The sequence below is a fragment of the Rhizobium sp. ARZ01 genome (assembly GCF_014851675.1).
Classification (GTDB): domain Bacteria; phylum Pseudomonadota; class Alphaproteobacteria; order Rhizobiales; family Rhizobiaceae; genus Mycoplana.
The window spans coordinates 342,951-363,504 of the sequence record NZ_JACVAE010000004.1 but is presented as its reverse complement, the minus strand read 5'-3'; the positions used below and the strand labels follow the sequence as shown (position 1 = coordinate 363,504).

The 20,554-nt window shown below is 62.9% G+C and carries 17 protein-coding genes; 9 read left to right on the top strand and 8 right to left on the bottom strand.

The window, feature by feature from the left end:
* Positions 1–10: 10 nt before the first annotated feature.
* From IB238_RS21850 to IB238_RS21835, 4 genes are all read right to left on the bottom strand, one after another.
* Entirely contained in the window at positions 11–1,075 is a 1,065-nt protein-coding gene (locus IB238_RS21850; protein ID WP_192252114.1) for an ABC transporter ATP-binding protein, read from the bottom strand.
* On the bottom strand, positions 1,072–1,920 hold the full coding sequence (locus IB238_RS21845; RefSeq protein WP_246723765.1) for an ABC transporter permease: 849 nt from the start codon (positions 1,918–1,920) through the stop codon (positions 1,072–1,074). Before IB238_RS21845 ends, IB238_RS21850 begins: the two co-directional genes overlap by 4 nt.
* Positions 1,917–2,714 carry an ABC transporter permease gene (locus IB238_RS21840; protein WP_192252496.1) on the bottom strand — a complete coding sequence of 266 codons (798 nt, stop codon included), beginning with the start codon at positions 2,712–2,714 and terminating at the stop codon, positions 1,917–1,919. Before IB238_RS21840 ends, IB238_RS21845 begins: the two co-directional genes overlap by 4 nt.
* Positions 2,715–3,003: 289 nt before the next feature.
* Positions 3,004–4,062: a spermidine/putrescine ABC transporter substrate-binding protein gene (locus IB238_RS21835; RefSeq protein ID WP_348648282.1), complete on the bottom strand. Its 1,059-nt coding sequence runs from the start codon at positions 4,060–4,062 to the stop codon at positions 3,004–3,006.
* Positions 4,063–4,281: 219 nt separating this feature from the next.
* On the opposite strand from IB238_RS21835, the gene IB238_RS21830 reads away from it, so the two are divergent.
* From IB238_RS21830 to IB238_RS21805, 6 genes are all read left to right on the top strand, one after another.
* Positions 4,282–5,214 carry a GntR family transcriptional regulator gene (locus tag IB238_RS21830; protein ID WP_192252112.1) on the top strand — a complete coding sequence of 311 codons (933 nt, stop codon included), beginning with the start codon at positions 4,282–4,284 and terminating at the stop codon, positions 5,212–5,214.
* A gap of 5 nt (positions 5,215–5,219) precedes the next feature.
* A complete protein-coding gene (locus IB238_RS21825) occupies positions 5,220–6,518 on the top strand; it encodes a glycosyltransferase (protein ID WP_192252110.1) in 1,299 nt (432 codons plus the stop codon).
* A gap of 83 nt (positions 6,519–6,601) precedes the next feature.
* Positions 6,602–8,080 carry an aldehyde dehydrogenase family protein gene (locus IB238_RS21820; RefSeq protein ID WP_192252108.1) on the top strand — a complete coding sequence of 493 codons (1,479 nt, stop codon included), beginning with the start codon at positions 6,602–6,604 and terminating at the stop codon, positions 8,078–8,080.
* 225 nt (positions 8,081–8,305) lie between these two features.
* Entirely contained in the window at positions 8,306–9,547 is a 1,242-nt protein-coding gene (locus IB238_RS21815; protein WP_192252105.1) for an AGE family epimerase/isomerase, read from the top strand.
* Positions 9,548–9,849: 302 nt separating this feature from the next.
* Positions 9,850–10,746, top strand: coding sequence for a DMT family transporter (locus IB238_RS21810; protein WP_192252102.1), 897 nt, complete (start codon positions 9,850–9,852; stop codon positions 10,744–10,746).
* Positions 10,747–10,939: 193 nt separating this feature from the next.
* Positions 10,940–12,778 carry a heavy metal translocating P-type ATPase gene (locus IB238_RS21805; RefSeq protein ID WP_246723764.1) on the top strand — a complete coding sequence of 613 codons (1,839 nt, stop codon included), beginning with the start codon at positions 10,940–10,942 and terminating at the stop codon, positions 12,776–12,778.
* Positions 12,779–12,794: 16 nt separating this feature from the next.
* Here the strand turns inward: IB238_RS21805 and IB238_RS21800 are convergent, their stop codons facing one another.
* On the bottom strand, positions 12,795–14,582 hold the full coding sequence (locus IB238_RS21800; RefSeq protein ID WP_192252099.1) for an IlvD/Edd family dehydratase: 1,788 nt from the start codon (positions 14,580–14,582) through the stop codon (positions 12,795–12,797).
* A gap of 248 nt (positions 14,583–14,830) precedes the next feature.
* Here IB238_RS21800 and IB238_RS21795 point away from each other — a divergent pair, with 248 nt between their 5' ends.
* Positions 14,831–15,745: a DMT family transporter gene (locus tag IB238_RS21795; protein WP_192252096.1), complete on the top strand. Its 915-nt coding sequence runs from the start codon at positions 14,831–14,833 to the stop codon at positions 15,743–15,745.
* 103 nt (positions 15,746–15,848) lie between these two features.
* On the opposite strand, the gene IB238_RS21790 is transcribed toward IB238_RS21795, so the two are convergent.
* Together IB238_RS21790 and IB238_RS21785 are read right to left on the bottom strand one after the other, a co-directional pair.
* Positions 15,849–16,268: a CBS domain-containing protein gene (locus tag IB238_RS21790; RefSeq protein ID WP_192252093.1), complete on the bottom strand. Its 420-nt coding sequence runs from the start codon at positions 16,266–16,268 to the stop codon at positions 15,849–15,851.
* Between the two features lie 250 nt (positions 16,269–16,518).
* Positions 16,519–16,914: a VOC family protein gene (locus IB238_RS21785; RefSeq protein WP_192252090.1), complete on the bottom strand. Its 396-nt coding sequence runs from the start codon at positions 16,912–16,914 to the stop codon at positions 16,519–16,521.
* 225 nt (positions 16,915–17,139) lie between these two features.
* Here IB238_RS21785 and IB238_RS21780 point away from each other — a divergent pair, with 225 nt between their 5' ends.
* Positions 17,140–18,537, top strand: coding sequence for an aspartate aminotransferase family protein (locus tag IB238_RS21780; RefSeq protein ID WP_192252087.1), 1,398 nt, complete (start codon positions 17,140–17,142; stop codon positions 18,535–18,537).
* Positions 18,538–18,550: 13 nt separating this feature from the next.
* Positions 18,551–19,939, top strand: coding sequence for a glutamine synthetase family protein (locus IB238_RS21775; protein ID WP_192252084.1), 1,389 nt, complete (start codon positions 18,551–18,553; stop codon positions 19,937–19,939).
* 78 nt (positions 19,940–20,017) lie between these two features.
* Here IB238_RS21775 and IB238_RS21770 read toward each other — a convergent pair whose 3' ends face one another.
* Entirely contained in the window at positions 20,018–20,512 is a 495-nt protein-coding gene (locus IB238_RS21770; RefSeq protein WP_192252081.1) for a nuclear transport factor 2 family protein, read from the bottom strand.
* Positions 20,513–20,554 lie beyond the last annotated feature (42 nt).

Here is a 20,554-nt window from a genome sequence, read left to right as displayed (position 1 = left end):
GCGTGGCCCTTCACCCGGCTACCGCCCCTCCGGCAAAGAGCCGGCATTTGGCCGGGTCGATCTTGAGGCTGAGCGCGTCGCCGATCCGGTGATCGGCCGCGCCGTTTGCGGGCACCCGGACCTGCAGCGGCACCGGCGACGCCGCCGTCTTGACGTGCAGCACGCGGTCAAGGCCGTGATAGGCGATGTCTGCAATCGTCCCACCCAGCCGTTCGCCGGGTGGGTCGATTGCAATGTTCTCCGGACGGACGGCGAGCGTCGCTTCACCCGACTTGGCATCGACGACGGCGAGCCGAAGTCCCTCCGCTTCGAAGACACCGCTCTCGTTTACCCTGCCCTCGATGAAGTTCATCACCCCGATGAAGTTGGCGACGAAGCGGTCGCTGGGGGCTTCGTAGATCTCTTCCGGCGTGCCGCATTGCAGGAGTCGCCCGTCCTTCAGGATTGCCATCCGGTCCGCCATCACCAGCGCCTCCTCCTGGTCGTGCGTGACGACGATGAAGGTGATGCCCGCCTCGTTCTGCATGCGCTTCAACTCGAGCTGCATCTTCTCGCGCAGCTTTTTGTCGAGCGCCCCAAGCGGCTCATCGAGAAGCAGCACCTTGGGACGCTTGACGAGGGCGCGAGCGAGCGCCACCCGCTGCTTCTGGCCGCCGGAGAGCTGCTCCGGCTTTCGATCAGCGAACGAGGTGAGATCGGTCGTCGCAAGCGTCTCGTCGACGCGGCGGCGGATCTCGGCCTTGTCGAGCCGCTCCATCTCCAGTCCGTATGAAAGGTTCTGGCGCACGGTCATGTGCGGAAACAACGCGTAGGACTGGAACATCAGGTTCAGCGGCCGCTTCTCCGGCGGCAATGGCGAAATATCCCGACCGTCCAGCAGGATCTTGCCCGAGCTCGGCGTCTCGAAACCGGCAAGCATGCGCAGGAGCGTGGTCTTGCCGCAACCCGACGGACCGAGCAGAGCAAAGAACTCGTTTTCGCGCACATCAAGCGTGACGCCGTCAACCGCGGTCACCGGTCCGAACGTCTTTGCCACGCTGTCGATGCGAAGGATGGTGGAAGCAACTGCGTTCATTGGACCTGTTCTTTGTTGAGCCATTGCGAGATCATCAGCGCGGTCGCGCTGACGCCCATGACGATCGTGGCGAGCGCATTGACCTCGGGCGTGATGCCGAACCGGATCATCGAGTAGATCTGCATGGGAAGGGTGATCGAGGAGCGGCCGGCGCCCGCGGTGAAAAACGCGATGATGAATTCGTCGACCGACAGCGTGAAGGCGAGCAGGCTGCCAGCGACGATCGCCGGCAGCAGCACCGGGAAGGTGATGCGCCAGAAGGTCGTCCAGCCGGACGCGCCGAGATCGCGCGAGGCCTCGACGATCGAGAAGTCGAAATTCTTCAGCCTTGCGCGCACCACCGAGCAGACGAAGGCGAGATCGAAGACGACGTGGCTGACAATGATTGTGTGCAGCCCCATCGTCAGGTTCAACCGCGAAAAGAACGTCAGGAGTGCCACGGCCAGCACGATGTCCGGTATGACCATTGGCGCGAAGGCCAAGGCTTCCAGCCCGTTGCTCTTGCGACGCCGGGTCTCCATGCCGAGCGCCAGCAGCGTGCCGAGGATCGTGGAAATGAGGGTGGCGAAGACGGCGACGACCAGCGTGTTCCAGGCCGCATGGAGGATCTCGGAGTTGCCGAGCAGAGCGGCATACCAGCGGGTTGAGAAGCCAGACCAGGATGTCGGCAGTCCGCTGTCGTTGAAGGACAGCATCACCAGCACTGCGATCGGCAAGTAGAGGAAGCCGAAGACAAGGAGTAGCACGATACGTCCCGGCAGCTTACGGCGAAACGCACTCGGGAGCGCCTTGGTGACTGTCTCCTGGACCGACGTCATGCTGTTGGCTGCGGCGTGTTCGCTCATGCCGTCGCTCCCTTGCGCTCGCCGCTCGCATGCGCGGTCGCCCGGGCCTGCGCGAAGAGGAGAACGATCATCGTGGCAATCAGCGCCATCCCGAGGGCTGCGCCAAACGGCCAGTCATTGGCAGTCAGGAACTGGTCGTAGACAAGATTGCCGACCATCTGGAAGCGGCCGCCACCGAGCAGCGCAGGCGTGACGAAGTTGCCGATCGAGAGGACAAACACAAAGACTCCGCCGGCAGCAACGCCGGGCATCGTCAGCGGCAGTGTAACGCGCCAGAAGGTACGGATCGGGCCGGCACCGAGGTCGCGCGAGGCCTCCATCAATTCCGGGTTGAGCCGCGACAGCGTCGAGTAGATCGCCAGGATCACGAAAGGCAGGTAGTTGTAGACCAGACCGGTAATGACGGCGGCTTCGGTATAAAGAAGCGACAGTGGCTCGCCGGTATAGCCCATGGCCCGCAACAGGTTGTTGATCAGCCCTTCGCGGTTGAGGAGCACGATCCAGGCATAGGTGCGGATCAGATAGTTGCTCCAGAAGGGCAACACAGCGAAGAACAGCAGGATCGGCTGGCGCAAGCGGGGCGCACGTGAGATCGCGTAGGCAGCAGGATAGGCAATCAGGATTGCAATGAGCGTGGTAGTCAAGGCAATGCGCGCCGAGTTCAGGAAAATCTTCGCATAGAGCGGATCGGCGACCCGGGCGAAGTTTTCCAGCGTGAAGGTGTAGTCGATCCCACCCCAGACGCCGCGCATGAAGAAGGCGTAGGAGAGCACCAGCAGGCATGGCACCACCATGAAGGTGACGAGCCAGGCGACGCCGGGCGCGGCGAGCAGGTTCGGTCTGGTGGTATTGAAGGACACGTCGATAGTCGCCTTGCTGTCATTGCGTGAGGAAGCGGCGCCACGATGCGCCAGTTCTTTGATCGGGAAGACGTAGTCGCACCGGGCATGCCGCCAGCGTCCTCTCTCCGGCTTGTGGAGAGAGGGTCCAGGGTCAAACTCAACGGGATCGCCGGCCTATGGGACTGGCTTTGCCTGTCTGGTGGCTCCTTCTCCCCGCAAGCGGAGAGAAGGAGCGGGCCTATCAGTTCGCCGCCTTGATCTCGCTCACGGCGCGCGAATAGTCCTTCTGCGTCGGGCCGAGGTCACGCAGAAGCTCGTACTTGACGAGCTCATCCGGCGGCATCCTCATGTTCGGATATTGCTCGCCGAGTGCGGCCGGCAGGCTTTCCATCGCTGCCTTGTTCGGCACCTTGTAGAGGATGTTCTCCGCCGCCCAGGCGTGGTTCTTGGCGTCCAGGATGAAGTTGATGAACTTCATCGCGTTTTCCTTGTTCTCGGAGTTTTTCATTACAACGATGGTGTCGATCCAGAGATCGGAGCCTTCCTTCGGCACGACGAACTTGATGTCCTTGTTCTCGGCGATGCCGTAGTTGCACCAGCCGTCCCAGGCATGCACGAGCGAAGCTTCGCCGGAGACGAGCTTGGAATAGAAGGTCGTGTCGTCATAGGCGAGCAGCGTCTTCTTCGCCTCGATCAGCAGATCACGCGCTTCGTTGATCTTTGCGGGGTCGGTCTCGTTGACCGAATAGCCCTTGGCAAGCAGGCCTGCGCCCATCAACCAGCGATCGGTGGCAAGCATCGTCGTCTTGCCCTTCAGGTCGTCCGATGGCTGCAGCAGGTTCATCCAGCTGTCGGGTGCGGTGCTGACCTTGTCGGAACGGTAGCAGAGGCCGGTCGTGCCCCACGTATAGGGGACCGAGAAAGCGTTGCCCGGGTCATAGGCGAGGCTTGCCGCTTCCGGATAGAGATTGGCAAGGTTCGGGATCGCCGCCTTGTCCAGCGGCTCGACCAGCCCCTGGTGGTTCAACACTTCGGCAAAAGGCGAGGATACGAAGACCACGTCATAGCCCTTGCCCTGGCCGGCCATGATCTTGCCCATGATCTCTTCGTTGGTGGCGTGGTTGACCACCTCGATCTCCAGGCCGGTCGCGGCCTTGAAGCTCTCGGCGATGTCCTTCGCCATGTAGCCGTCCCAATTGGAAATCACGAGATCGACGGCCGACGCCGTCCCCGCGGTCAGGCTTGCGGCAACGAAGGCCGCGGCTGCGCACAATGCGCCCGTTCCTTTTTTCGCTCTCACGAAAAAACTCCCTTGTTTGATTTTGTTCCTGGCCTCTGCGATGCGCTCGCCGGTTAGTCCGAACTCTTCGCTGCATCGACTTCGCAGTATTAATTATAAAAAAAATACGTCAATAGGGATTCTTGCAAAAGTGGTAACTGCATAAAATGCGCGCTGGAAGGCTTGCGAAATGCCGGCACAACGGGCAGCATGCGCGGCGATGGAGGCCCGATTGAGCGCATGAACTCCGAGACGAAACGGCCCAATTATCGCCATGTCGAATTGGCGCAAAAAATACTGGACATCGCCGGTGAGCGCGGAATTTCGCGGGGCGAACGGCTGGCCGAACAGGCTATCGCGTCACTCTGCAACGTCTCGCGAACCCCGATCCGCAAGGCACTTCAAGTACTTGCAGAACGGGGACTGGTGACAACAGAGCAAGAAGGCGGCTATGTGCTTGCCGTCGATCCCATCGTCACCGCGCGGTTGGACGACACGCCGGAGGGCGACAGTGAAAGCGAAATGTACGGCGCAATCTTGCGCGACCTCGCCGCCGGACGCATCGCCGAGATGCAGACGGTCGCCTCCCTGCAGCGACGCTACGAGGTCTCGCGCCAGACGGTACAAAATGCGCTGATGAAACTGGCCGAGGAGAACCTCGCCGAACGCGGAGCCGGCCAGCAGTGGTTGTTGAAGCAGTTTGCCATCAGCGGCGACGCGACAGCCAAGAGCTACGAGTTCCGGCTCGCGACCGAACCCTTGGCGCTGACGCTGCCAGACTTCCGCCGCGACCTGCCGGCGCTGACGTCACTGCGCCAATCCATGCTGCTCCTAAAGGGAATGAGTGAAGCGACGTTCGATCGCAAACTCTTCGAGCGCACCGATTTCGACTTTCACACGCTGGTCGCCAGGAGTTGCGGCAACCCCTTCATGGCTGAGACGCTTGTCAATCATCACCGCCGACGCCGCGCCATCCCGTCGGTCGGGCATGTCGCGGCCTTCCGGCTGTTGCAGTCGAACCTCGAGCACCTGCAAATCCTTGAACAGATCGAACGCGGCCAGATGGAGCTTGCGGCGGACCTGATGCGCGTGCATCTGCAACTTTCCCGCCAACAGCGACCGCGCCTTGCCGGCCGTGGCGTGCCCCCCGCCTTCAAACTCGTTTCGCGTTGATGCCCATGCCCCACCAGAAGACCATCGCCCTCTTTCCCGAAGCGAGCTTCGGCGCGGCGCTCAATTGCGTCGGCATCGCGCAGGAACTGCGCCGGCTCGGCGCGCGTCCGGTCTTCATCTGTCATCCGGGCTTCTCAGGCGTTTTTGCCGAGTACGGATTTCCCGAGTATCAGCTGACCGACGATGCGTCCGGTCCACCGACCGACTGGAACGACTTCATCGAACGCCATCAAGGCGCCTTCCGGCAATCTCCGTTCGAACAACTCGAAAGCTATGTCGGCCCGACCTGGGACGCGATCGTCGACACTGCAATCCGCGTCGAGGCACCGTTGCGCCAATTACTGTCGCGGCTGAAGCCGGATGCGATCGTGCTCGACAACGTCGTAATGTTTCCGGCGATCGCGAATGCCGGCGTCCCCTGGATCCGTGTCGTGTCGTGCGCCGAAACGGAGGTGCCGGATCCATGCATACCGCCCTATCTCTCGGGCTGCGGTGAGACGCCCGGCCCGGACTGGCAGGCCTTTGCGAAGGATTACGAACGTGTAACGGCACCTGCCCACCGGCGCTTCTCCGCGTTCTTGACTGACTGCGGCCTGAAGCCGTTGGAGAGCTCGAACTTCCTTTCGGCCTCGCCCTGGCTGAACCTGCTGCTGGCGCCTACGATCATTCGCCATGAGCGACAGGTGCCACTGGATCCGAAAAAATTCATCTTCCTCGACGGCTGCGTGCGCCATGAGACGCCCTATTTGGCCCCGCGCTTTGCCAGCCACAACGATGCGCCGCTGGTGCTCACGAGCTTCGGCTCGCTGGGGGCGATGGACGTTGCAATGATGAAGCGGATGATCGAGGTGTTCGCCACCCTCCCCTACCGCTTCCTCGTCAATGCCGGCCACTGGCGGGACGAGTATCGCGAGGTGCCGGACAATGTCTTCATCGACAGCTGGTTTCCGCAGCCCTCGGTCGTCGAGCAGGCGAGTCTCTTCATCCATCACGGCGGCAATAATTCCTTCTGCGAGGCGCTCTTTTACGGCGTCCCCTCGCTGGTGATGCCCTATTGCTGGGACGGGCACGACAATGCCACCCGCGCCGCCGAGGCAGGCGTTGGACGCAAGCTCGATCGCTACGGCTGGACGGATGCCGAACTTGCCGATGCAATCCGCAATCTTGTTTGCGATGAGGCGATGAAAGCCCGCCTGAAGGCAAACGCGATAATCATGCAGGCCGCAGGGGGCGCTACCCATGCGGCGGAGGAAATCCTGAAGGTAGCGGGCAACGTGGGCGGGATCCTGCGAGCATCCGGTTAGATCTTTTGGTGCTCCGGCCCTCGATGGTCGACGCACCGGGCACAAATACGGGCACAAATAATAGAACAAGGGTGGGAACGAACATGCGCGACAGACTTTTCATCGACGGACAATGGGTGGTGCCGGCCGAGGGTGGTACCTTCCCGGTGATTGACCCGGCCACCGAGGAGACGATCTTCAACGCCCCCGCCGGAACGGCCCGCGACATCGATCACGCAGTGCGCGCCGCCCGCCGCGCCTTCGACCAGGGGCCGTGGCGGAAGTTGACGGGTAAGGAGCGTGCCGGATTCCTTCGCCGCATTGCCGAGATCATCCTTTCCCGCAAGGACGAGCTTGCCCGCATCGAGGTGCGCGACAACGGCAAGCCGCTGCCGGAAGCGATCTGGGACATGGAGGACACCGCCGGCTGCTTCAATTTCTATGCCGGGCTCGCCGAGGAACTGGACGAAAATCCGGAGGAAAAGATCGCGCTCGCCGAACCACGCTTTTCCGCCAAGGTCGTGCGGGATCCGATCGGCGTTGCCGGCGCGATCATTCCCTGGAACTATCCTCTTCTCATGGCCTCCTGGAAGGTGGCGCCCGCCCTTGCCGCGGGCTGCACGATGGTACTGAAACCCTCGGAACTGACGCCGCTTACGGCGCTGGAACTCGGCGCGATCGTCGAGGAAGCGGGCCTGCCGCCCGGCGTGCTCAACATCGTCACGGGGCTCGGCGCCGATGCCGGCCAACCGCTTGCCGAGCATCCCGGCATCGACAAGCTCGCCTTCACCGGCTCGGTGCCGACCGGCGCGAAGATCATGGCAACGGCGGCGCGCGACATCAAGAACGTCAGCCTGGAACTCGGCGGCAAGTCGCCCTTCGTCGTCTTCGCCGACAGCGACCTCGACAAGGCCGTCGAATGGATCATGTTCGGTATCTTCTGGAACCAGGGCCAGGTCTGCTCCGCAACCTCGCGCGTGCTGGTCGAGGAGAGCCTCTATCCGAAGCTTTTGGAGCGACTGGTCGAAGAGGCCGCGAAGATCCGGATCGGCAACGGACTCGCAGAGGGTACGCTGCTTGGGCCGCTCGTATCCAAGGGACAATATGAGAAGGTGTTGGCCGCGATCGAGCGCGGCGAGAAGGAAGGCGCAACGATCGCTGGCGGCGGAAAGCGCCCGGCGGGGCTCAACACCGGCTACTTCCTGGAGCCGACGATCCTCACCGACATGGCCGAGGACAGCTTCGTTTGGAAGGAAGAGATCTTCGGGCCCGTCGTCTGCGTAAAGCCCTTCCGTAACGAAGAGGATGCCATCCGGCTGGCCAACGACAGCCGCTTTGGCCTGGCCGCAGCCATCATGTCGAAGGACCGCGCCCGCTGCGAGCGCGTCGCAAAGGCGTTCCGCGCCGGTATCGTCTGGATCAACTGCTCACAGCCCACCTTCCCCGAAGCCCCCTGGGGCGGCTACAAGCAGTCCGGCATCGGCCGTGAACTGGGTCGCTGGGGACTGTCAAATTATCTGGAGACAAAGCAGATAACTGCTTTCGAAAGCGACGAGCCCTGGGGCTGGTATCTGACGGATTAGGCGGCACTGCCAATCGCAAGGCGGTATCCGGCGGAGATCGGTTTGCAACCAGATTTAATGACTGATCGGGCGGCAAGTGCCGCACGTTTTAAAACGTTTTAAACTTGCTCACCCACCCTTTCTGAGCCATAACGTGCCTCCCATTCCGTCGGCACCGCGGGATCGAGCGAGGGCTCGCACCGCGGGTTCGCCCACCGTGAAATGGAAGAGCACGAGGAGGTCATGATGGGCACGAACGGACAACTGGATCTCGCCTGGCGCAATCGGGCCTACCACCGTCAGTGGCTCTGGGACCAGGCGAACGGCCTCTTCGATTTCTTCCAGAACAGTACATTCAATCCCGGCGGCGGTTTTTTTGAACTCGATGTCGACGGCCGTCCGTTGAACCCCGGCAACCCTACCCGTGGCATCCACACCACGGCACGCATGGTGCATTGCTTCTCGATCGGCAGCCTGCTCGGTCGCCCGGGTTCCGACGACATCGTCGACCATGGGATGAGATATCTATGGGAGAAGCATCGCGACCACCGGCGCGGCGGCTACTACTGGTCGCTCGACAACTCCGGCCCTCTCGACTCGACCAAACAGGGATACGGGCATGCATTCGTCCTGCTGGCGGCTTCCAGCGCCAAACTCGCAGGCCACCCTGACGCCGATCGCATGCTGGCGGACGTCACTGACGTGTTGAACTCCCGGTTCTGGGAGGACAAGCACGGTGCCATCGCGGAGGAGTTTGCCGCCGATTGGTCCCCCGTTCCGGGCTATCGCGGCCAGAACTCCAACATGCACCTCACCGAGGCGCTGATGGCAGCCTTTGAGGCTACGGGCGAGGCGGACTATCTGCGCAACGCCGAACGGATCGCCGACCTGATCATCCGCCGCCGCGCTGCCGAGAGCGGTTTTCGCGTGCCGGAGCACTTCGACGAGAACTGGGTGCTCGACAAGAACTACAAGGGCAACGAGATGTTCCGCCCGTCCGGCACGACCCCCGGACATTGGCTGGAATGGGCGCGGCTGATCTTGCAGTTGTGGGTGCTCGGCGGCCGGAAACACGACTGGATGCCGGAGGCGGCCAAGGCGCTGTTTTCGCAGTCGATCGAGCTCGGGTGGGACAAGGAAAAGAGCGGCTTCTTCTACACGCTCGACTGGAGCGACGAGCCCGCCAAGCGCCACAAGCTTTGGTGGCCGATGGCCGAGGGTGTGGGCGCAGCAGCCTTCCTCTGCGAGCACCTGCCGAGTGCGTTCCACGAAACCTGGTACCGGAAGATCTGGGACGGAATTTCCCGTCATTTCATCGACCGCGCGCGCGGCGGCTGGCACGAGGAACTGACCGAGGACCTAACGCCGAGCTACACGCTTTTTTCCGGCAAGGGCGACATCTACCACGCCCTTCAGGCCTGCCTGATTCCGCTATATCCAGCAACCGGCACCCTGACCAAGGGCATTGTCGAGTCGGAAGGCAGGTAGTTGCGCGTCAGTCCACGCGGCCTATTGCTTCTTTTTAAGAGTGGAAGCGGCGTTCGATGAAGACGCCGCCAAGGCGCTGGCGTCAGGACCTCGGCTGATTTCTGTCAGGTTACCATTCGGGGCGGCACCTGAACCGCTTCGGCGCCTCGGAGAAGCACAAATATTGCTCCCCTCGCGCGAAGCTGCCTCTGTTATCAGCGGCGGCGATCTGGTAGCTACGCGGCTGATATATCACCAGCCCTCGCGCCCCATGCCTGATTCGAGGCGATCGGGCCGCTGTTTCACCTTCAAGCAGGCACCCATTGACCCAGTCCCAGACTTTGCCAACATCGGCGGCGACGAACCAGCTTGCCCTGCTTGCGCTCGTCGTCGGCGGCATCGCCATTGGCAGCTCACCGATTTTCGTGCGCCTTTCTGAAGTTGGCCCGCTGGCTACGGCCTTCTGGAGGGTTGCACTGGCTCTGATTCCGTTGACCGTCTTCTCGCTGCTCAACCGGAGCAAGAGCAGTGACGCGCCCCCGCGAACGCTTGGCGACTGTTTGCTTCTTTCTCTGCCCGGTGTGTTTCTCGCGATTGACCTCGCCGCCTGGCATCTGTCGGTCCACATCACCTCTGTCGCCAATGCCACGCTTCTTGCCAATCTAGCGCCAGTTTTCGTGACCATCTTCGGGCGCCTGCTTTTCGGTTTTGCGATCACGCGCATATTCACTGCCGGGCTTGCCATCGCGGCGATCGGCGTCGTGGTCCTCAAAGGCGGTCCGGCGGCGATGGGGGGCGGCGATCTTCTCGGCGACGCTGTCGCTGTCTTCGCCGCGATATTCTATGCCGGCTATATCCTCGCCATCGGCAGATTGCGCACCCGCTACGACACGCTGCGCATCATGCAATGGGGATCAGCCTCGGCCGCCTTCTGCCTGCTGCCGGCCTCACTGTTCCTCGAACCGGTCCTGCTACCCTCCTCTGTCGATGGCTGGGCCAACGTCTTCGGCCTGGCCTTTCTAACGCATGCGGGCGGACAGGCTCTGATCACCTACGCGCTGGCCTACCTGCCGGCGGCTTTCTCCTCGCTCACGCTGCTGTTGCAGCCCGTTGTGGCAGCTTTGCTCGCCTGGGGACTTCTTGATGAATCGCTCGGCGTCATGCAGGCGATCGGCGGCCTGATCGTCCTGGCAGGAATCTTGATCGCGCGCCGCGGATAAACGGCAAGCGGCGACAACAGGGACCGCTTGAGGTAGCCTCCCTGCCGAAAAGATAGTTAGTGCCGCACTGTTCCGTTCCGTGAGTATCGACTCGTCCGGCAGGGCGCCTTAAGTCTCCCCTTGCAGCTTGCATCTGCTCCTGACGACATCAGCGTAGGGGCCTATTCTATTTTGCAATCACGAAGGAACCGCCTTGTCGACTTCCATTGCTCGGGCCCTTTACATATTCCGATCGATGCTCGTCGCCATCGCTGCTGCTGGCCTGACTGGCGGTACGATCGCCTGGCTCTACGGCAGCGATACGTGGGCCAACCGCATATGGTTTGTCGCCACGGTTCCGGTGCTCGCGGCGCTCGTCGTCGAAATCGTCACGTCGTTGCGAAAGGGTGAAGTCGGCCTCGATCTCGTCGCCGCCCTCTCCATGACGGCGGCGCTGGCCTTTGGCGAGCCGCTTGCCGCAAACGTTGTGGCGCTGATGTATTCCGGCGGCCAACTTCTGGAGAGCTACGCGGAAGGGCGGGCACGGCGGGAAATGACGGCTCTGTTGGGGCGAGTCGCGCACACGGCGATGCGCTATACCGGCGATGCGCTGGAGGAAGTGCCCGTGTCGGGGATCCGGGTGGGTGAGAGAATTCTCGTCCGTCATGGAGAAGTCGTCCCGGTCGACGGCACACTAGCGTCGGAGGCGGCGGCGCTTGACCAATCGAGCCTCACCGGCGAGAGCGCCACGGTCGAAAGTGTGACCGGGGACGAGATCCTCAGCGGTTCCACCAACCTTGGCAACACCTTCGACCTCCTTGCCACACGCCCGGCGGCCGAAAGCACCTACGCCAATATCGTGCGGCTGGTGCAGCAGGCGCAGGAAAGCAAGGCTCCGAGCGTGCGCATCGCCGATCGCTACGCGGTCTGGTTCCTCGTCCTGACGCTTCTGATCGCGGGCATCGCCTGGTGGATCTCCGGCGACCGTATTAGGGCGCTCGCGGTGCTTGTCGTCGCGACCCCCTGTCCGCTGATCCTCGCGCTGCCGGTCGCGATCATCTCCGGCATGTCCCGCTCGGCGAAACTCGGCGTGCTGATCAAGAACGGCGGGGCCATGGAGGTCCTTGCCAAGGTGAGGACGGCCGTTCTCGACAAGACCGGCACGCTCACCTACGGACAGGCCCGCGTCATCGACATGCGAACGACGGACGGCTGGGAGGCACGCGAGATGCTGCGTCTGGCTGCCTCGCTCGACCAGGCGTCGGGCCATGTCATTGCCGAAGCGCTGGTCGAAGATGCCCGTCGGCGTGGCCTATCACTCGCCACACCGACCGATGTCACTGAAGCGGCCGGCACAGGCGTCTCGGGTGTCGTAGACGGGCGCCGCGTGACGATTGGCGGCAGCCGCTACGTGCGCGATCTGAGCAACGGCGATCCCTATGCGTTGCGCGACGGCGTGCCCGAAGACGCGGCGGTCGTAGCCGTCGCGGTAGACGGAGAACTTGCCGGCATCATCGTGCTGGCCGATCGGGTCCGGCCGGATGCGGCAGCAATGCTGGAAGCTTTCCATGGCGTCGGCATTCGTCGCGTCGTACTCGCTTCGGGCGACCGGTCGGACGTTGTCGCGGCGGTCGCAAAAAAGCTCGGGATCGACGAGGCACACGGCGAACTGACGCCCGCGCAGAAGGTCGAGATCGTGCGCCAGGAAGCAGCCAAAGCGCCGACGATGATGGTCGGCGACGGGGTGAACGACGCGCCGGCACTGGCGACCGCAACGGTCGGTATCGCAATGGGGGCACGCGGCGCGGCCGCATCCTCCGAGAGCGCCGACGTCGTGCTACTCGTCGACAGGCTCGACAACCTCATCAAGGCGATCCACGCAGCGCACCGCACGAAGAGGATCGCGATGCAGAGCGTTCTGGTCGGCCTCGGGCTGTCGGTCGTGGCGATGCTCGTCGCGGCGGCGGGCTATCTCCCGCCAGTCGCCGGCGCCTTCACCCAGGAACTGATCGACATCGCCGTGATCCTGAACGCTTTGCGGGCTTTGCGCTAGCAACACCTGTTGCCTATCAATGATTGTGCCGGGGCGGAACCTTGGCCACTTGCCGGAATTCTGCAGCACCTTCGATCACAGCGCCGTCCGAGAGCTGCGTGACGGTCTGGCGGTAGATGCGTTGCCAGGGGGTAGCATCCGCGGGCACGGGCGGGATGCCATCCTTCTTGCGCCGTTCGATCTCGGCTTCTTTCACCAGCATGTCGCACCGCCCACTGACAAGATCGATGCGGATCACGTCACCGGTACGCAGCCAGGCAAGTCCACCACCTGCCGCGCTTTCCGGCGAGGCGTTCAAGATCGAAGGACTGTCGGCGGTGCCCGACTGCCGGCCGTCGCCGATTGTCGGCAGGCTGGTGATGCCGCGCTTCAGCAGATGATCCGGCGGCTGCATGTTCACCACTTCGGCCGAACCCGGCCAGCCGAGCGGTCCCGCGCCACGGATCACGAGGATGGATCGCTCATCGATATCGAGCGCAGGATCGTTGATGCGCCGGTGATAGTCTTCCGCGCCGTCAAAGACGACCGCCCTGCCCTCGAAGACGCCTTCACGTCCCGGCTCACTCAGATAGCGGCCACGGAATTCGTCAGAGATCACGCTCGTCTTCATGATGGCGAAATCGAAAAGATTGCCCGTCAGCACCAGAAAGCCGGCGCGCTCCTTGAGCGGCTGGGAAAAGGGGCGGATCACTTTGCGGTCGCTGGCGTACCGCCCTTCAAGGTTCTCGGCGACCGTTCGCCCCGTCACGGTGCGACAGCGGCCGTCAAGCTTCCCGGCATCGAGCAGTTCGCGCATGATCGCCGGCACCCCGCCTGCGCGATGGAAGCGCTCGCCAAGGAAACGGCCGGCCGGCTGAACGTCGGCCAGCAACGGGATGTCATAACCATGCTCCTGCCAGTCCTCCGGACGCAGTTCGACGCCGGCGTGCTTTGCCATCCCCGTCAGGTGCGGCTGGGCGTTGGTCGACCCGCCGATCGCCGAATTGACACGGATTGCATTGAGAAAGGCCGCGCGCGTCAGGATGTCCGAGGGCTTGAAGTCTTCCAGCACCAGTTCGACCGCGCGCCGTCCCGTCCGATAGGCCATCTGGCCGCGCTCGCGATAGGCGGCAGGGATCGCCGCACAACCGGTCAGCGACATGCCGAGCGCTTCGGCCAGCGCATTCATGGTCGAGGCCGTACCCATCGTGTTGCAGTGGCCGATCGAAGGCGCCGAATCCATCACGGCGTCGACGAATTCGGCAGCGTCAATCTCGCCGGCCGCATATTTGCGCCGCGACCGCCACAGAACGGTGCCGGAGCCAACGAGGTCGCCCTCGTGCCAGCCGTCGAGCATCGGCCCGCCGGAAAGCACGATCGCAGGTATGTCGACGGTGGAGGCTGCCATGATGGCCGAGGGCGTGGTCTTGTCGCATCCGGTCGTCAGCACGACACCATCGAGCGGATAACCGTAAAGCACCTCGACGAGGCCGAGATAGGCGAGGTTGCGGTCGAGTGCCGCCGTCGGCCGCTTGCAGTTCTCAAAGATCGGATGGGTGGGAAACTCGATCGGAATTCCGCCGGCATCGCGAATGCCGTCGCGTACGCGCGCCGCAAGCTCGATGTGATGGCGGTTGCACGGGGTCAGATCGCTGCCGCTCTGGGCGATACCGATGACCGGCTTGCCGGATCGCAGTTCCTCCGGGGTGATGCCGTAGTTCATGAAGCGCTCCAGATAGAGCGCCGTCATGTCGACGTGATCGGGATTGTCGAACCAATCCTGCGAGCGCAGCCGGCGCATCCCGATCTCTTCCTTGTCTGCCATGTTGATTTCCTCCCGACACGATGTACGTGCCTCACCTCAGGCAACCATTTCACCGCTCTCCGGAAGGTTCAATCGCGGACTCGCGATTTCGACTGGATTTCCGCAACTGCGCACTAAGCTTCGCCGGACTTCATGCAGCGATCAATATTGTTGACTGGATCGCTGTCGCCAGATGTGCGACAGGCGGCAATCCTATTCGTGGCTGCCAACGCGTTGCGCGGGCACGGCCAGGCACGTGGAAGCCAGCGATGACAGACGTTACCACCTCCTCCCGATCCGAAGCCCGCTTCAGTGCTACGCACGCCGGCGTGCTTGCGATGATGCTCGGCATGTTGATGTTTGCACTGAACGATGTGCTCGGCAAATGGCTCGTCACCAGCTATTCGGCGCCGCAACTCATGCTGGTCCGCAGCATCGCCGCGACCGCCGTGCTTCTGCCATTCTTCTGGCGCTCGGGCTGGAAGAGCCTAGTCCGGGTGGAGCGGCCGCGCCTGCAGGCGCTGCGTTCGCTGCTGTTCGCCTTCGAAGCGACGGCCTTCTACGTTGCCGTCGGTCACATGCCGCTCGCGGATGCGATGACCTATTGGCTTGCGGCTCCGATCTATGTGGCCGCGCTCTCGCCGCTGATGCTCGGCGAGAAGGTCGGCTGGCGGCGCTGGACGGCGATCCTGATCGGCTTTGCCGGCGTCGTCATCGCGCTGGAACCGTCCTCCGAAAGCCTCACGCTGCCCGCCCTGATCGCACTCGCCGGCAGTGCCGCCTTCGCCTTCGCCATGATCTTCGGGCGCACCTTGCGTGCAACGCCGGATACCACTCTAGTTTTCTGGCAGGTGGTTGGTGCCGCCATCTTTTCGCTGGTGGTCATCGCATTCGATCCGGCCGGCTGGACACCCGTCCGCCCCGTCGATTTCGGCCTGCTGGGCCTGCTTGGCATCGTCGCCATGGGGGCGCACATGCTGGTGAACCGCTCGCTGAAGCTGGCGGACGCATCGACGGTCGTGCCGCTCCAGTACACGATGCTGATCTGGGCAGTCCTGTTCGGCTGGCTCTTTTTCGGCGACCTGCCCCGCACTGCGATGATCGTCGGTGCCGGCTTCATCGTCGCATCCGGCCTCTTCATCTTCTTCCGTGAGCAAAAGCTGAAACGTGAAGGCAGGCGCTAAGCGCTCCTACCGCTGCTTCCCGGCGGCATCGAGTGCTAAAGCATGCCGTGTCAGATCAAGTTTGCACGGCGTGCCTTATGCCGCTGCGCATTTGGGACATGCATCAGGCGTGGTGCTCGCTCACGGCCTTCATCAGCCCCTCGGTCAGCTTCTTGCCGGCGGCATGCGACACGTCGCCGATACTGAGCATGCCAACCATGCGCTTGTTGGCATCGATGACGGGCAAACGGCGAATTTTCTTGCTCTCCATCATGAGGACAGCGTCTTCAAGGGCGTCGTCCGTGCGGCAGTAGGAGATGCCGGTTGACATCACGTCACGCGCCGTCAGAGACGATATGTCATGTCCGTTCGGCCAGGCGCGGATTGCGATGTCGCGATCTGTCACCATACCGATCAGGCGATCGTTCTCGCCAACCGGAACGGCGCCGATGTCCTGCTCTTTCATGATTTTCGCGACTTGCGAGATAAGCATCGTTGGCGGAACCCAGGAGGCACTCTTGTGCATGACTTCTGAGACTCTCATCGCTCCCTCCTCTTGCAACGGGGAAGATGCCGCCCGCATCGCCCGGACGTCGATGCGCTTGAGGTTCAGCACTGGCGCCGGCGTGGCGGCTTCCGGCATCGTCGATTTTACCGCGCGACGGGACTTTCGCCTAATCGATCTCCATAATCGGCACCAGATTTTCCCGGGCGCCCCTCCCGCGGATTGATCCGCGAGTGAGGCCAGGAAGATCTCGCTTCGACCGACCGGTCGATCCCAAGGGTCTACTTCGTTACTTGAACCGGCCGTGTCTCTGCAGCACTTCTATCTTGTAGCCGTCCGGATCAGTGATGAAGAAGAAGCGGGCCAGTAGCGTGCCGTCTCGATTGAACTCGACGATCTTGCCTGGGTTCAGCCCCGACGCGGTGACCCGCGCGTGCTCGGCATCGAGATCTTTCACCGAAACGGCGAAGTGACCGTAGCCATCGCCCAGCGCATAGGGTTCCGTCCGACCCTTGTTGATCGTCAGTTCGAGCTCGAACTCGCTCTCGGCATTGCTGAGATAGACGAGCGTGAAGGTCTCGAAATCAAGCCGGTCGGCCAACTCAAGGCCAAATGCCTGACGGTAGAATTCGACGGAGCGCGCCTCGTCGAGCACGCGGATCATGGAGTGGATGGACTTTGCCAAGTGGTGCTCCTTACGTTCTTGCAGGTGAGGGCGGCCTTGCATTGGAAGCCGCCGCGATTGGTAGCAGCCCGTTACCACACTTTACCCTCAGCGGGAAAAAACCGGCGCGCCTTCCACCCTCGTTGACTCATGAGATCACAAGTTCCTATAAGTGATCACATTGTTGCTCGCAGCGGGTGTGCGCCGGGCAAGCAAGTGCAGGATGAGCTTCGAGGGGGAGTGCACATGTCCAGGCCGCAATACGAATTGTCCGGTGTGCGCGCGCAGCTCGAGCAGAGCGCCGCAGGGATCCTTGAGACGGAGCGGGCACTCTTCGCAAGCCGGCGGCCGCGTTCCGAAGCGCAGCACCAGCAATCTGAATCGGGCCTCTTCGACGGCGTGCCGCAGCACTGGATGCTCGACTGGCCTTCACCCTTTCCGGCGATCATCGAAACCGCATCCGGCGTGACGCTGACGGACATCGACGGCAACCGCCTGACCGACCTCTGCCTTGGCGACACCGGCGCCATGTTCGGCCACGGACCCGAGCCGGTTCTGAAGGCGCTTGCCAATGCCGGCACGCGCGGCCTGACCACCATGCTGCCCTCATCGGACGCTCACGTCGTTGGCCGCCTGCTTGCAGAGCGTTTCGGCTTGCCGCGCTGGCAACTGGCGGCAACGGCAAGCGACGCCAATCGCTTTGCGATACGTGTCGCGCGCGCGGTCACCGGCCGGGCAAAACTGCTTGTGTTCGACGGCTGCTATCACGGTGCCGTTGATGATACGCTCGTGGATCTGGTCGATGGCCGGACGGTCTCGCGCCGCAATCTCCTCGGCCAGGTGCGCGATCTCGGCGAACACACGGTTTCCGTTCCCTTCAACGACGAGGCGGCGCTTGCCGCAGCGCTTGCCGGCAACGACATCGCCTGCGTGCTGGCCGAGCCGGTCATGACCAATTGCGGCATGATCCTGCCTGACCCGGGGTTCCACACTACGCTGCGCCGCTTGACGCGCGAAGCAGGCACGCTGCTTCTGATTGACGAGACGCACACGATATCCACCGGCCCCGGCGGATACACAAGGATGCCCGGTCTGGAGCCCGACCTGATGGTGATGGGCAAGCCGATCGGCGGCGGCATACCCGTCAGCGTCTGGGGCATGACCGAGGCAATCTCGGATAAGCTGCATGTCATTCGCCGCGAGCAGAGCGGCCACGGCCATTCCGGCATCGGCACGACCCTTTCGGGCAGTGCCATCCAGCTCGCTTGCCTGCGCGCCTGCCTCGAAGAAGTCATGACGGATGACGCCTATCGCGTCATGAATGCCCGCGCGGACAGGATCGAGGCCGGTTTCAAGGCGGTGATTGCTGAAAGCGGCCTGGACTGGACGGTGTCGCGCGTCGGCGCCCGGCTGGAAGTTGTCTTTTCGCCGAGGCCGGTTCGCAATGCCGCCGAGGCGCGTGCTGCTGCGTCCGATACGATCGAGCAGGCTGTGCATCTCTCCATGCTGAATCTCGGCTATCTGCTGACGCCCTTCCACAATATGGTGCTGGTGAGCCCTTCGCTTTCGACCGAGGAGGCTGACGGATTGGTGGGCGCCTTCGCCAAGGTTCTGGCGCGGCTGACCGAGAGGGACGACGCATGAAAAGGGCAGCCGAATGATCAGGGACACTGCTGCGCGTCCGGCGGGAGTGGCCGACATTGCCGAGGCCGTGGAATTTCTCGCTGCACATCCGCAAATCACAGCCTTCGATCTCGTGCTGATCGACGCCAACGGCATCGCGCGCGGCAAGATCATCCGCCGCCACGAGCTTCTACCGATCTTCCGCTCCGGTCGCCACCTGCCCGGCTCCATTCTCGGCCTCGACGTCTCCGGCGAGGACGTGGAGGAGACCGGGCTGGTCTGGTCGGACGGCGACGCCGATCGTCGGGCTTGGCCGATCCAAGGCTCGCTCGTGCCGCTGCCGTGGACGAATCCGCCACGCGGTGAGGTACGGCTGTCGCTTTGTGAGCTGGACGGTACGCCGATGGCTGCCGATCCTCGCCATGCGCTCGCCCGCCGCGATGCACTGCTGAGAGCCGACGGCTATCACCCCGTTCTCGCCTATGAACTGGAGTTTTACCTGCTCGATCGCGAAAAGGATGCCGCTGGCAACTTCCAGCCGCTGCGCCTGCCGCTCTCCGGCGAGCGGCCGGAGGGTATCCAGGTTTACGGCGTCAGCGAACTCGATCGGCTGGAGCCGTTCATCGACGCCGTCTATCGCGCCGCGGAGGCGCAAAATCTGCCGGTCGAAACGATGATCTCCGAATATGCGCAGGGTCAGTTCGAACTGACCTTGCGTCATGGCAGCGCGCTGCGGGCGGCAGACGATCTCGTCATGCTCAAGCGGCTCTTGCGATCCGTTGCCCTTCGCCACGGTATGATGGCCTGCTTCATGGCCAAGCCCTTTGCCGGCCGGGCCGGCTCGGGCATGCATGTGCATGCAAGCCTCGCCGATGCGGCGGGCGACAACCTCTTTGCCGACCGGGATGACGAACTGTCACCGCTGCTGCGCCAGGCGGTGGCGGGACTGCTGGAGACCATGGACGAGTCCATGCTGGTCTTCGCGCCGCACCTGAATTCCTGGCGGCGCTTCTCGGCGCAGAGCTACGCCCCGACGACACCGACCTGGGCCCGCAACAACCGCTCCGTCGCCGTCCGCGTTCCGGCAGGTTCCGGCGCTGGCCGGCACCTGGAGCAGCGTGCCGCCGGCATCGACACCAACCCCTATCTGGTCGGCGCCACCGTTCTTGCCGGCATGCAGCGCGGCATTGCTGCGAAGGCTGATCCGGGACCGGAAACTACCGCCTATGCCGAAAGTGCTGGCGACATCCTGCCGCCCGGCTGGCGCAGTGCCATCGAGAAGGCGAGTACATCCTCCTTCCTGAAGGATGCACTCGGCGAACGGATGCACTTTGTCTTTCTCGCGCTCAAGCGTGCGGAATACCGCCGCTTCGCCGCCGAGATCACGGCCCTTGAACGCTTGCTCTACGGCGAGATCGTATGACGCAAGGGCGCCGAACATACCCGCGCGCCGCGATATCGGCGCACGACGCTAGCGTCTAAGCCCGAAGCGGCCTGATTGTCAGGCGGTCGGCCGGTCCACGTCTTCCACTACGTCCAGTGATTCCATCGGCACCCCCGGCACGCCGGTCCAGATGCCTGAAGGCTTGACGAAACCGATGATTTCCGCTGCCAGCAGCGTGTCGACGAACTCGGTGAATTCGATCACTCGCCCGTCACGGAAGGTCAGTTTGTCCATCATCTCGGTATCGAAGAACTTATCTTCCGGGATGAAGCGGACCGGTCCTTTGCGGTGCACCACCGCCGTGTCACCGTCCACATGCATGCTCTCAAAATCCATGTCGGAAAGGTCCCAGTTCGCCATCAGATCGGCAAAGCGGGCCCGGATCTCGGAAGAGCCCTCGACCATATGCGTCAGAGGACCCAGCCTGTAGTTGCCGGCGATGCGGAAGCTGGCGTCCGGGTCGACAAGGCTCATCACCGCGTCAAGATCATGGTCATTGCGGACCCTGTAGAACGCCCGGACAGTCCTCTCGAGTTCGCTGCGATCCATCATGGATGCCTCCCTCTGTTTGAACGGGGGAAGTGTGCGCCCGAT